This is a genomic window from Shewanella aestuarii (assembly GCF_011765625.1).
Lineage (GTDB): Bacteria > Pseudomonadota > Gammaproteobacteria > Enterobacterales > Shewanellaceae > Shewanella > Shewanella aestuarii_A.
Genome location: NZ_CP050313.1, coordinates 2,068,308 through 2,082,533 on the forward strand (window position 1 = coordinate 2,068,308; position 14,226 = coordinate 2,082,533).

A 14,226-nucleotide genomic window follows, 5' to 3' on the forward strand; every position below is an offset into this window, starting at 1 on the left:
TTCACCTATTTTAGCCCTCATCTCGTTGATGAGGGCTTACATCCATTGACTAATTCAACACTAGAAACTTTCCCACTCATCCTCATCTTGTGGTTTTGACGGCTTCATTACGCCACGTTTGGGTGCAGGACCCTTATCATGAGAAATCATGCGTGATTTAGGTGACGAGTGACCGATTGAAGCTTGATGATATTGATGACTATCATCAAGTTTAAATTGGGCAACATTAGTGGCTAACTGAGCAGCTTGAGATAATAAACTTTCTGCAGCCGCTGCGGCTTCCTCAACCAATGCCGCATTTTGCTGGGTCATTTCATCCATTTGACTGACGGCCTTACCGACTTCATCAAGCCCAGAAGCTTGCTCACTCGATGCCGCAGCAATTTCTGCCATGATGTCGTTCACTCGCTTAATTGATGTCACGATTTCTTTCATCGTATCACCAGATTTACCGACCAATTCATTACCGTTATTAATCTTACTAACAGAGTCAGAAATTAACGCTTTAATATCTTTAGCTGCATTAGCAGAACGTTGCGCTAAGGTTCTTACTTCTGAAGCAACAACCGCAAAGCCTCGTCCTTGCTCACCAGCTCGGGCGGCTTCAACCGCAGCATTCAATGCTAGGATGTTTGTTTGGAAAGCAATTCCATCAATAACACCTATAATGTCTGATATTTTTTGTGACGACTCATTAATGGATGCCATGGTAACAACAACTTGATCAATGAGTTCCCCACCATTAATTGCAACTTCTGAAGCCTTAGCAGACAATGTGTTGGCTTGTCTGGCATTATCAGCATTTTGTCGCACAGTCCCTGTCAGCTCTTCCATACTTGATGCGGTTTCTTCAAGACTCGATGCTTGCTCTTCTGTTCGACTTGATAGATCAGTATTTCCTTGAGAAATTTCACTTGATGCCGTTTTAATGGTATCGGCAGCCTGACGGATCTCACCTAACATCTGCGAGAGATTTTCCGCAGTTTGATTACAGCCATTTTTAAGTAATTCAAATGATCCTTGATAATCAGCGGTCACACGCTCAGTTAAATCCCCTTCTGAAATCGATTTTAGTACGCGATTAATATCATTTAAGCCACTTTCAGTGATCCGCAAGAGAGAATTTAACCCTTCGGATAATTTCAAGAAAAACCCTTCTTTGCCATCAGTTGAAATTAAACTGGTGAAATCACCCGCTGCCGCTAACTCAACAACCGTATTCACTTCAGACTCAACAAATACCTCTTGAGTACGATCTAACCATTCAACCACTGAACCTAATCGAGTACCATCATTAGCAAAAATTGGGTTAGCAACTAAACGAAAATGTCGATTACCAACCACAATATTCGCAGTATAGGATTTCGTTAGTTTCTCAAGAAGGTGCATTTGGTGAGCAGGATTTTGATGGAAAATATCCATATTACTGCCAACCACTTTATCAACAGAAAAGTGAGGAAGTACCTTTCTTAGATCAGCTTCTGCCACTCGCAGCATGTTTTCCACTGACTTATTCATGTAGGTAATTTTACGGTCCACATCTGCAATCATGACATTGGTTGTTGTGGTTTCAAGCGCCCCAAGAATACGGCTTAATTCATGTTCGGCAGCCACTTCCTTGGTACGGTCAATCCACTCAACTACCGAACCTAAACGGTTATTGTGTTGGTCAAAAATAGGATTCGCAATTAATCGAAAACTTCTGCCAGCCACCACAATATTGCCAACATAGGTTTTATCCAAAGCCGCTAGTAATTTACGCTGATGCGATGGATCTTTATGAAAAATATCCATATTACTACCAATGATGGTATCTACAGAAAAATGTGGTAACGCTTTGCGCAGATCATGTTCTGCTTCTCTAAGCATAGCCTCAACAGCATTATTCATATAGATAATCTGACGGTCGTTATCAGCAACCATGACATTTGAAGAGGTTGCCTCTAATGCTGATGTCACTCTTAATGACAGCAACTCGTGTTTTTTCTGCTGAGTAATATCATGCCATTCAACTGAAGTACCAAGAGACATGCCGTGCTCATCACGTAAAGGATTGAGAACGAGTTTAAAACAACGAACACCGACATTAATTTCTGCCGTATGACTTTGAGTTAGCTGAGAGAGTATATTTTTTTGATGTTGAGGCTGTTTATGAAAAATATCAATATTGCTTCCAATCAAAGAAGATACTGAAAAATGCGGCAACTCTTTACGGATATCATCTTGTGCAACGGTTAATAAATTAATCACCGCTTTATTTGCATAGACGATAATCCGTTGGGGTCTGCAATCATAAAACAAGTACTACTGTTGTCTAAAACCAAACCCGCACGAGTTAACGCTTGTTGTTGATGTCCATTATTTCCAAACCAAGATCCGATACCCATATTTCTCACTCCGATGGCAATGCTGTAGAATCAAATAACCCCAGCTCTTGGCTGGAAATCAATTTTTCAATGTTAAGTAGAATAATCATTTGCTCATTAACTGGCGCTAATCCAAATAAATATTGGCTGTCAAAAGCAACACCAAATTCTGGTGGTGGTTTTATTTCTGAAGCTTTCATATTGATAACATCTGACACAGCGTCAACCACAATACCAACAATACGATCATTAATATGAAGCATAATGACAATCGTAAATTCGTTATATGAAGCTTCACCAACATCGAATTTAAGCCTTAAATCAACAATCGGAACTATATCGCCACGAAGGTTCAATACTCCTTTTATAAAGGCTGGGGCATTAGCGATTTTTGTGACTGGCTCATATCCCCTAATTTCACGTACCTTCATGATATCTAATCCATAATGCTCATCTCCTAAGATGAAGGTTAGATACTCATGCGTGGTCCCATTTTGACTATCAGCATCTTTTTTTTGTTCAGTTATCATACTCAACCCTTTGCTTTAAAGACTCATCGATTTTCAAAGCCAATGATTCTGCATCTAAGATCAATGCAACACTGCCATCGCCCATAATAGTCGCCCCAGCTACGCCTTGTACTCGGCGATAATGTTGCTCTAAACTTTTTATTACAGCTTGTTGTTGGCCAATTAACTCGTCAACAAGCAATGCGAAGCGGGTATTATTTGTTTCAACTAGCACCAAAATACCTTCTGTAATTAATGAAGACTTAGGCTCTAAATCCATCACGTGTGATAAATTAACAATTGGCCAGTATGCATCTCGTAAATCCAAAACTTGTTCATTACCAATAAACTTTAGTTGAGCGCTTTGTGGTTGCACAGATTCAATAATATTGACAAGTGGAATGATAAATATTTGTCCCCCAACGGAAATAGACATTCCATCAAGTATAGCTAAGGTCAGAGGTAAGCGGATTTGAAATGACGATCCTAAGCCTTTTTCAGAAAATATTTCTAACCGCCCTCCCATAGACTCGATATTTCGTTTCACAACATCCATACCAACACCACGACCAGAAACATCGGTAACTTGTTCTGCAGTTGAAAAGCCTGCGGCCATAATTAATTGCCAAACTTGTTGGTCAGTTGGATGTTCGGGAATATCTATATTATTTTCTCGTGCCTTGGCTAGTATGCGATCACGGTTTAGTCCAGCTCCATCATCTAATACTGAAATCAATATGTTACCGCCTTTCTGCTCAGCTTTTAGGGTAAGAACACCGGTTTCCGGTTTACCATTAGCTGTTCTGACTTCAGGTAATTCAATCCCATGATCTAGACTGTTGCGAACAAGGTGAGTCAATGGGTCAACCAAGAGCTCAATGAGACCTTTATCGATTTCGGTTTGTCCACCGATAATTGTTAAATCAATTTTTTTATTTAATTTTTTAGATAAATCCCTAACAACACGAGGAAAGCGATTGAATACAAAAGACATAGGCAACATCCTAATAGACATGATGCCCTCTTGAAGTTCGCGCGTATTTCGCTCTAATTCTGATAAAGCAGAATGCAGTTTTTCACTAGCTACACCAGTAATTTCATCACCAATAAGGTTGAGCATCGATTGGGTGATCACTAACTCACCGACCAAATTAACTAAACTGTCAATTTTTGCGATATCAACTCTAATACTGCTACTTTCGCTAGTATCAGCCTTAGTTTTGGTTTCTGTAATTGATTTTGAAGGGGAAGCGGACTTAGTTTGCGGGGAATAACTCGTTATCTGATCCGTTGAATCATCTGCTTGAGCAGTTGATTGATCTGCTTCAGTATTAAAATCATCATCCTGATTATTCGATATCTCTTGTTGAGCAATATTTGAATCAGATAAGTTATCGTCTAATTCAACGAAGAATCCAAAATCTTCTTCTTTATCTGTTGTCTTTTCTTCACCTATTGGTTCAAAAAAACCAAAACCTTCGTCATCCTCAACTTTGACTTCTTCGTGTTTACTACTCTCTTTATTAGATGAATTAAGTGGTTTAAAAAATCCATAGCCTTTTTTATCATCTTGTACTTCTGGCCGACAATCTGGATCTAAAATAACTTCTAATGATGCCGTCGCGCTATTAACCAAAGCCCAATCTATTGCGGTATTTTCTGCATAACTTTTTAATAGCTTACGAAGAACATCTACAGCAATTAATAATTCATCAATGATATGAGATGAGAAATTGAATTTACCTTGTCGTGCTTTATCAAATAAGCTCTCCATAACATGGGTAACAGTAATTAGCGCATCAAAGCTAAACATGCCACTACCACCTTTTATTGAATGCGCTGCACGAAATATGCTATTTAGCTCTTCGATATCGGGTGAAGTTGGATCAAGGGCTAGTAATAGGTGCTCCATCTCATCAAGATGCTCTTGACTCTCTTCAATAAAAACACCATGGAATTGACTCATATCCATTGACATAATGTTACCAACTATTTAATAAAAGGATTTATCCCAACACTTTAGAAGCCACTTGTAAAAGCTTAGCTGGATCAAAAGGTTTAACCATCCAACCAGTTGCACCTGCAGCTTTACCACGGGCCTTCATTTCATCACTGGCTTCTGTGGTTAGCACCACAATTGGCTTCATTCGATAGGCTGCTAAACCTCTTAACGATTTTATTAAAGTCAGCCCATCCATCCGTGGCATATTTTGATCCGTTAATACGAAGTCAAAGTTTTTTACTTTACATAAATCAAAAGCCTCTTGACCGTCTGATGCTAATGTTACTTGGTAATTGGCTGATTTAAGTGTTACTTCTACCATTTGACGAATTGAAGCTGAATCATCAACAATTAAAATACTTTTACTCATAATTATATTTTTCCTACCAATACCACTCTAGTTGCATTACCAGGAGGTATAATTTCAAGGGAATCAGCTATATTCTCAATCAAAGATAGACCTCGGCCGTAACTTTTAAACAAAGCACTTGGTTCTATATCTTTATTAAAAAATCCATGACCACTATCTTCGATATATATTTCTAAACGCTGCGTATTACTTTGCCATTGAATTTTCAACTTGATTTTATTTGTATTTGATAAATGATTTGTTCTCTCCTGTTTTTGCTCATAAAAATTTAAAAATCCATTTTCTTCTGACTTAATCTCACTTTTCAGTTCAAGTATGCCATGTTCAAACGCATTTAAATACAACTCTGTTAATACGGTAAAAACTTTAGACACCAAAGATAACGGTAACTGCTTAGATAACAATTCACACAAATGACTTGGTACATCTAATAAATCCATAGATTTACCCTGTAAGGTATGCTCAATAATAAATGCACTCTCTTGTGTATAAATAACTTCGTCATCTTTAATTAAAGTCTGTAAAATATCGTGGGTATCAATAACTACAATAGAAATATCATCTGGTGGCGATTCGCATTTATCATTAAAATGCAGTTTTACGGCTTCTAGCGGTTCTTCTGATGACTTAACTAACGATACTAAGTCATCGACAGATAACATATTACCTTCTATTGATGGAGTCTCTATGGCTCCATCACTGAAAAGAAGTAGTCTTTGGTTATCAACTAAATCAAGTTTTTCAGTACTAACACTAATCAAATTATCAGACAAAACACCTAATGCCATGTTGGCTGACTTAACTTGCTTTATTATTTTATATTGATCATCAACAATTATTACTGGCGGCATGCCACCATTCCAGACCTCAATAGTTTTATTAATCAATTGCAAATGAATAATGACGACAGCAACAAAACGATCTTCTGTTAATAGATGGTTTAACTTAGAGTTTAGCTCAAAAACAATATTACATAACGGTAAACCTTTATCAGCCATTGCACCAAATGCCTGCATCATTGGCATTAAAGACACAGTTGCAGCTAACCCATGTCCCATCGCATCGGCCAACATCACATAGTGACTTCCATCAGGTCCATCACAGTGAATAATACTATCGCCGCTAAATAATGATGACGGTTTAACCCAGTAATTTATTGCTGATATATCTGAGTGAATTTTTCCATGCATGGCTCCAATTAAATGTTTAGCAAGGGCTTGCTCCTGTAGTTGAGAATCTCGCCAAATGTTTAATGCTTCACGCTGATTATTATTGAGTATTTCTAAATAACGCTGATGAAATGACTTTTTCATTTTAAGCCATAATAATTCCATATCAATAGGCTTTAGTGCAATATCATCAATACCTTGCTTGAATGCTTCCACAAAAAAATCTGTTTCACTGTTTGCGCTGACCATAATGATAGCAACTAAAGGTAATTTCGATTTCAAGTCAGATAATATTTCAATACCTTTACCATCTGGCAAATGATTATCCAAAAGCACAAGCTCAAAATTGTATTGTGGATTTTCAATCTCTTGCTTTGCTTTTTCTAATGATTGACATATAACAATTGAAATTCCTTTTCCCTTAAAAAATTTCTTATACATTAAACCAAAGACCGGGCTATCCTCAATAATCAATACTGACATTGGGGCCGGCTAGAATAATATCGTTCAAATGAAGGCATAAAGTCTACCCATTTGAGCGATTTCAAGAATTTCAAACGCACTGCCATGAGCACCTTTAATACTCAGCTTAGCACCAAACAATTTTTCATTCTTCTTTGATAATAAAACTAACATACCAAGCGCTGAACTATCTAAATAATTTACCTGAGAGAAATCCAAATGAATTTCTTTAACATTCGACTGTTTAAACAAAGACTCAATCTCTTGATTAAAAATCTTGTGGTGACTAAAATCAAAACGATTTGGTAACCTAATATTATATATATCCACTACTATTATCCTCAGGCTTTTTTAATATTTTATAATTGTTATATTTAACCCCTAGAATAGATCAATGTCTCCACTAGCCATTGAACTGGCAGAAACAGGGTTGTGCTTCTGATTCCTAAACTCTATAAGTCGTTCATTACATTCTTTCAATTTTGTTTCATCTTGCATGCTGCCCGGTTTAATTAATATAGTTAATTGTTCATAAATTTGAGTTAACTGTTCAGCAGTAAATGTTAGATTTTGTGAATTAATATCACCGAACTGAAGCCCGCGCATCGCATCATGCAAAGATTGTTGTAATATTTGGTTATGTTCATCAAGGGCTGAAGTGTGCTGTTGATTACCAGCGGCATTTTCCATTAACTTCTCAATAGCCTTGTGGACATTTTTTTTAGATTCCATTACATAAGTAACGTCTTGCGAAGCAACACCACCAATATCTGCTGTTAAGGTTTCAATTTGTACTGCCATATTTTTCAGTTTTTGTTGGATTTGATTACTAAAACCCGCCGACCGTGTTGAAAGCGACCTAACCTCATCTGCAACAACTGCGAAACCACGGCCTGCTTCACCTGCACGAGCAGCCTCAATAGCAGCATTAAGAGCAAGTAAATTAGTTTGAGAAGCAATTTGATCAATATCCTTCATCGCTTTCATGACATCAGGGACCATGCTATTTATTCGATCAACCTTTTCGACTAAATCCATAGAAGCTGCTGACATATTAACGGTGGTTTCAACAAACTGCTCTAGCGTCTCACTGGTTTCTTGAGCGAAGGACGTCATCCAGCAATTACCATTTTCATCACTTTCAGAAGCGAGCAGCTGAGTTACCCTAGCTTGCTGTAATTCTGCTAACTCTTTTAATTGAGAAAAAGAAGTAACCAGAGTTTCAATAGCATCTGATTGTACGTCATTAACATCATTTACATTTTGCTTGCATTCAATAAGGATAGATTTAAGAGTATCCAGAAGTTGTTGTAATTGGCTAGCGTCAGACGTAATAGTTGGTTTTGAAGAGGCTTCCGCCTTGATGTCAACTTTAGTCTCTGTTGCAAAAGCAGATGGTAGCAATCGTAATGATCGCCACATTGCTAATGCGTTAACGACCAAAGCGATAACCAATACAAGCACCCCTGGAAGCCAATTCATCAATATCAAACCGACGATAAAAGCAATGAATGTGCTTAAAACAAGAAGTGTTAATGGTGATTCAATAAAAAGCTTTTTTTTCAAAAGGCTGTCCCTTATTAGCTCTAATAATTACAGTGTAGACAGTAATTCTTTAAGTGCTAATTTTTTTTTTTACTTTTTTACCGACAAACAAAGTCTTGCTAGTAAACTCGCTCGTATGGAGGCAATTTAATCTCTGGACATAAGTAAACAAGACACAGCTCAGACCAACGAGAGAGTTAAGTTGCAACATTATCTAAATCGCGTGCCAAAAGACGATAAACTTATAAACTTGCGAACATGTGTTTGGCTTGGGCTGTTCACAAAATCTCAATTTTCGCTATTGATGACTACTCGATAGCATTTGTGGAAATTTCTATTATATTTAATAAGTCTTTAGCCCTAAAAAAGAGAATTTTATGTACCTAACTCGTTTAATCTATGCTAGTTCAGTTACAGGAATCTTTAACGAATCCTCTCTGGAAGATATTCTTAAAAAAGCCCGTTTACATAATGCAAAACAGGGTATCACTGGCATGCTCTGCTTTAGTAATAATTATTTTATTCAATGTCTTGAAGGAAGTAGAGAGAGTGTCAATGAGACCTACAACAAAATTCTTAAAGATACTCGACACTCCAATATAGTCATTATTGATTATAGCGAAATATGCTCTAGGGAATTTAGTTCTTGGGATATGGCTTATGTGCCAGCAACTAAAAACATGGAGCCCATAAATTTAAAATTTACAACCTCAACTGAATTTAACCCCTATAACATATCGGGCTCGGCAGCTTTTCTAATGCTTTTAGAACTTCGAAACAATCTTATTTCTGTTTAACATGAGATTTTGAACAAGGCGATGATTAGTGCAGATATTCATTTATATAAATTCATGAATTATTGCGTCGATGATACTTAAGACAGTCAACAACAGTGGTATTTCTACATCTAAATATTCTAAAATAGCTTCAGTGTTGATATGCACGAGACTAGAAAGATAGATTTAAACATCTAAATACAAAGGAAACCTTTAAAGCAAAGAGATTGGACTAAACAGATACGTGTACAATACACGTTATTGGGGCTCCGCTCATGTGAAAAGCGGGTACATTGTCTGAGTCAATCCTCTTGGAAAGCCTCTCTAACGCCAAAAACAAAAAAAGCCGTTGATAATCAACGGCTTCTTTCGTATTTAATATGGCGGAGGGATAGGGATTTGAACCCAAGGCTTCCGTATTAAATATAATATAAGTCGTTTAAATTCATTAGCTTGCATCGATAACACATACTCATAACCTGCAATTGCTAACTAAGATTGACTATATGATTGAAGTGAAAAATTGTCAAATCAATTTGGTTTTACCCATACCGCATAGTATTTAGGATTAATAAGGTGCATTAGCATGAGCCCCATTTGCCGTTTGGCTAAATAACCAGTTTTTACGCTTATGTGGACGTTCACATAAGCGTAAAAACTGGATGTTCTCAACGTCAGTCAATGGCGCGCATGCCAGTGCGAATTTATACAGTTTAGTGATGACCTGTCGCGCGAACGATATCAGTCCATATTACTACTTCAGACACTTGTTTACCGAGTTACCCAAGCGTCTTCCTACCAATGATTTAACCGATTTAATACCGTGGAATGTGGATCTGAGCAATTTGGATTAACGTTTCACTGCTTGGTTTTACGCTTACTATGATACACAGGTATAAAGGATCGCATACGTATTCATGTTAACGGTTTGTTGAAAATAACTTCGCAACATCGCATATTCTTATAACTTAATCGTTTAAGAGGTTTCCTATATGAAAAGCTTTACAATAATATTACTAGTTTTAGGGTTGTGTGCCTGCACTAATATAAGTAAAAAAACTAAGGCAACGAATATTTCTTCTAATTATGTTCCTCAAGAGTATGTAAAGTTAACGCACCCACAGTGGAGTAGGAACGCAAGTTTATATCAAATTAATACGCGGCAGTTCACCCCTGAAGGAACATTTAAAGCCGCGGAGCATCAATTACCACGATTAAAAGAGCTTGGCGTCGATATTCTTTGGTTAATGCCAATTCATCCAATTGGCGAAGAAAACAGAAAAGGTTCCTTGGGCAGCCCTTACTCAGTAAAAGACTATTACGGAGTAAATCCTGAATTTGGTACCTTAGAGGACTTAAAAAGCTTTGTTAATGCTGCTCACGAATTAGGTATGTACGTTATTTTAGATTGGGTAGCGAATCATAGTGCTTGGGATAATGAATTAAGATATAAGCATCCAAATTGGTATACAAAAAATTCGCAAGGCAATTTTCAACCTACGCCTTGGTGGGATTGGTCAGACATAATAGACTTTGATTATAACGTACCTGAAATGCGTGAATACATGACCGATGCAATGAAGTATTGGGTCAAAGAAGCAAACATTGATGGTTATCGATGTGATGTAGCAGGTTTTGTTCCTATAGATTTTTGGGAAAACGTTAGAGCGGAGCTAGACGCTATCAAGCCCGTTTTTATGTTAGCAGAATGGGAAATGCGTGATTTACATGCTCAAGCTTTTGATGCTACTTATGCATGGTCTTGGCAGGAAGCTATTCATGATATTTTAAGTGGTCACGCTGATTTAAATAGATTGTTTATATACTATTCATGGAATGAGGGAGCGTATCCGAAAAATAGCTATCGGATGACGTATGTTTCAAATCACGATGCTAATTCATGGGAAGGAACCGTGTTTGAGCGTTATGGTAGTGAAGAAAAAGTAGCAACAGCTATTGTATTGTCTATTGTCGGTGAAGGTATGCCATTAATTTATAATGGACTTGAAGCAGGGAATAGTAAGCGACTTGAATTTTTTGAAAAAGATCCTATCGAATGGAAAGAACATAAATTTAAGCCATTGATTCAGAAGCTCTTAGCTTTGCAGAAACAAAATAGTGCGTTGTGGCATGGTAAATATGGCGCGACAATGGAGCGTATTTATAACACTAATCCGACTGAGGTGTTTAGTTTTATCCGCGAAAATACCAAAGACAAAGTGTTTGTTGTGATTAATTTTTCTGATAAAGATCATGATATTCAATTTATGGGGCCACAAACAGCTGGAGTATATACAGAGCTATTTAGCAAACAAAAGGCAACGCTTACTGAAGACACAAGCCTTAAGTTGGCGCCTTGGGAGTATAGAGTTTATGTTCAGTAATATTTAAAGGCTAAGCGGCTATTTAAGGTTTTTAAATTAAGATAATCATGTGAGTAGCATATATATTTGTTACAAATATATTTAGTTATTTGCATGAGCATCAATATATCACAATTAAAAATTACCTTACTCGTTCTTTGGTGGGGAGTATTTTGCTTATATTTACCAAAAATAAATTCAACTCAGTGGGTGAGTGAGTGCAAATTAACACAAGTGTTTTGACCGATTTATAATACTTATATTCAGCCAAACCTGATCGAAACATTAATAAAGCCCAGATTTAAACGAGAACAATTGAAATCAACATAATTCCTCCAAACTATCAGAAAACACCAAACTAGATAAAACGCCTAACGCCCAAAGCAGCGCGCTGCGATAGCAGTCCGCGGCTCGGTCGCCACAGACTGAAAGCCTCAAATTATCGATTATTAAGATCGCTTTCATTTGCCGAATGGGAAAGGGCTAGTTATATAGCCAAAATTTTAATCAGTGGTTTATAAACTATCTTTTTCCAAATGAATACAACAATTTGGCAGAATTGGCTTCAGCAATGCCAGCAAACAATTCGATGGGACTGGGCTTACCAAACAAATACCCCTGAAAATATTGGCAATCATGATCCAACAAAAATTGCAATTGCTCTTCGGTTTCAACACCTTCAGCCAACACTCTCAATCCCAACTTTTGAGCCAGAGTAATAATAATCTCTGTAATCACTGCATCATTTTTATCTGAAGGTATATCTCTTACAAAGGATTGATCGATTTTGAGTTCAGTTAATGGGAAACGTTTAAGATAATTGAGAGAAGAATAGCCTGTACCAAAATCATCGATCGAAAATCGAACCCCGCGCTTATTCAGTTCATTCATTTTGAAAATGATATCTTCAACATGCTCGGCCAACAAACTTTCTGTTAACTCCAAAATAATCAGACTAGGATTAGCGCCATTGTCATCAATTATAGTTAACACCCTTTCGACAAAATTGCTGGCTAAAACCTGATTCACACTGACATTCACCGACAGTGTAAGGTGCTTTAGGGCTGAATTTTGCTCCCACTCACACAATATTTCACAGGTTCTGCGCAATACCCACTCTCCAATAGGAATAATCAAGTCAGTTTGCTCAGCCAAGGGGATAAATTCGTTGGGCATAACTAAGCCTAGTACTGGATGCTGCCAACGGATCAATACTTCGCCACCACAAAGCTTGCCAAGTGCGTCCATTTGAGGTTGGCAGAAAAGTATGAACTCGTCATTTACGAGCCCATCTCGTAAATCTTTTGCCAGCTCAACCCTCTTTTCTACCTTGAACTGCATAGCTGGCTCAAATAAACTTAAAGTATTCTTGCCATTTTCCTTGGCATGGTACATTGCTAAATCAGCTTGCTTAAGTAGCTCATCCTGCTGTTTATTTCGCTGGCCAAACATAGTGATCCCGATACTGGGGGTAGTGAGTAACGTTTGGTCAGCAAATACAAATGGCTTACTTAACAATTCTATTATTTTTTTTCCGATTGACTCAGCCATATGCGAGGCAGAGTGTTTTTCTGAAGTCAGATAATCCAAAACAACTACAAACTCATCGCCACCTAAACGTGCGACGAAATCACAGTCTCGAGCTGCCGTAAGTAGACGTTTAGAAACTAATTTCAAGAGTTCATCACCAACATCATGTCCTTTGGTGTCGTTGATGATTTTAAAATTATCTAGGTCAATAAGAAGTAACGCGCCAAACTGTTTACTATTTCCATATCTTGCAAGTACACTCTTGAGATGTTCCATCAAAAAGGTTCTGTTAGCTAGGCCTGTTAGCACATCGTGGAACGCTAATCGATAAATGCGATCTTCAGATTCTTTACGCTCAGTTAGATCCATATTGGCGCCAGAAAAGCGTAAGGCTGTGCCATCGGAGTCCCTGAGAACCACCCCTCTGGAAAGTACAGGCAAATAATCACCGGATTTGGTTTGCAATCTGAATTCGGCCTCAAAACTAGAAGGCCCAAAAGGAAGCATCAACTCGGCTACTCTATTCATGATTTTTTTTAAGTCATCTGGATGAAGCAATTTGAAAAGCAAATCCTCTGTGGCTTCTAGCTCATTAGGTTCTCTTCCTATCATCTGCCACCATCGTGAAGATAAATAGACATTGTGCTGACAAATGTCCCAATCCCAAGCCGCATCATTGGTACCCTGCAAAATAAGATTCAAACGCTCCTCAGAGCTCTTAAGAGCATTTTCTGCATTTTTTACTGACGTTATATCAATAAAGCAGGTAATAACTTCAGATATCTCGCCACACTCATCAAAACTAGGAAATGCGTTACATAATACCCATGCACTATCATGTGAAATAGGTCTGTAAACCTTAAGAATCATCCCCCATAAGCCTTCCTTGCTTTTGAATACACGATTAACAGGATAATCATCTACAGCTAGGGTGTAGCCATCCGGATGGGCGAAATGCCATGCAGGGTCAAGAGCATCTTTACCTTGCATCTGAGCTCTGCTGAGGCCGAGAATGTCTGAGGCCATTTTATTAGAAAAAAGAATTTCCGACTGAGAACCATGAACCACTATCCCTACGGGAATATACTCAATCAGGTTATTCAGAAGATTATTTTTCATACCAACAAATTATTA

The 14,226-nt window shown here is 37.6% G+C and carries 11 protein-coding genes and 1 pseudogene; 3 read left to right on the forward strand and 9 right to left on the reverse strand.

Annotation, left to right across the window (positions count from 1 at the left end; genetic code table 11):
• Positions 1-60: 60 nt before the first annotated feature.
• From HBH39_RS09340 to HBH39_RS09375, 8 genes are all read right to left on the reverse strand, one after another.
• Positions 61-2,031 (reverse strand): methyl-accepting chemotaxis protein, encoded by a 1,971-nt coding sequence (locus tag HBH39_RS09340; protein ID WP_167680027.1) that lies wholly within the window; start codon positions 2,029-2,031, stop codon positions 61-63.
• 215 nt (positions 2,032-2,246) lie between these two features.
• Positions 2,247-2,387: a hypothetical protein gene (locus HBH39_RS09345; RefSeq protein ID WP_167677647.1), complete on the reverse strand. Its 141-nt coding sequence runs from the start codon at positions 2,385-2,387 to the stop codon at positions 2,247-2,249.
• Between the two features lie 5 nt (positions 2,388-2,392).
• A complete protein-coding gene (locus tag HBH39_RS09350) occupies positions 2,393-2,896 on the reverse strand; it encodes a chemotaxis protein CheW (RefSeq protein WP_167677649.1) in 504 nt (167 codons plus the stop codon).
• Positions 2,886-4,853, reverse strand: coding sequence for a chemotaxis protein CheA (locus tag HBH39_RS09355; RefSeq protein ID WP_167677651.1), 1,968 nt, complete (start codon positions 4,851-4,853; stop codon positions 2,886-2,888). Before HBH39_RS09355 ends, HBH39_RS09350 begins: the two co-directional genes overlap by 11 nt.
• A gap of 28 nt (positions 4,854-4,881) precedes the next feature.
• A complete protein-coding gene (locus HBH39_RS09360) occupies positions 4,882-5,247 on the reverse strand; it encodes a response regulator (protein WP_167677653.1) in 366 nt (121 codons plus the stop codon).
• 2 nt (positions 5,248-5,249) lie between these two features.
• Positions 5,250-6,899, reverse strand: coding sequence for a SpoIIE family protein phosphatase (locus tag HBH39_RS09365; protein WP_167677655.1), 1,650 nt, complete (start codon positions 6,897-6,899; stop codon positions 5,250-5,252).
• Between the two features lie 24 nt (positions 6,900-6,923).
• Positions 6,924-7,208, reverse strand: coding sequence for an STAS domain-containing protein (locus HBH39_RS09370; protein ID WP_348272993.1), 285 nt, complete (start codon positions 7,206-7,208; stop codon positions 6,924-6,926).
• 51 nt (positions 7,209-7,259) lie between these two features.
• Positions 7,260-8,444 (reverse strand): methyl-accepting chemotaxis protein, encoded by a 1,185-nt coding sequence (locus tag HBH39_RS09375; RefSeq protein ID WP_167677657.1) that lies wholly within the window; start codon positions 8,442-8,444, stop codon positions 7,260-7,262.
• Between the two features lie 356 nt (positions 8,445-8,800).
• On the opposite strand from HBH39_RS09375, the gene HBH39_RS09380 reads away from it, so the two are divergent.
• The 3 genes and pseudogenes from HBH39_RS09380 to HBH39_RS09390 all read left to right on the forward strand — a co-directional run bounded on the left by HBH39_RS09380 (position 8,801) and on the right by HBH39_RS09390 (position 11,583).
• On the forward strand, positions 8,801-9,220 hold the full coding sequence (locus HBH39_RS09380; RefSeq protein ID WP_167677659.1) for a BLUF domain-containing protein: 420 nt from the start codon (positions 8,801-8,803) through the stop codon (positions 9,218-9,220).
• A 629-nt stretch (positions 9,221-9,849) separates the two neighbouring features.
• Positions 9,850-10,053: pseudogene (locus HBH39_RS09385) on the forward strand (transposase domain-containing protein); the annotation flags it as partial.
• Positions 10,054-10,191: 138 nt separating this feature from the next.
• Positions 10,192-11,583, forward strand: coding sequence for an alpha-amylase family glycosyl hydrolase (locus tag HBH39_RS09390; protein WP_167677661.1), 1,392 nt, complete (start codon positions 10,192-10,194; stop codon positions 11,581-11,583).
• Positions 11,584-12,084: 501 nt separating this feature from the next.
• On the opposite strand, the gene HBH39_RS09395 is transcribed toward HBH39_RS09390, so the two are convergent.
• The gene (locus HBH39_RS09395; RefSeq protein WP_167677664.1) at positions 12,085-14,211 is read right to left on the reverse strand and encodes an EAL domain-containing protein; all 2,127 of its coding nucleotides are present in this window, start codon (positions 14,209-14,211) and stop codon (positions 12,085-12,087) included.
• Positions 14,212-14,226 lie beyond the last annotated feature (15 nt).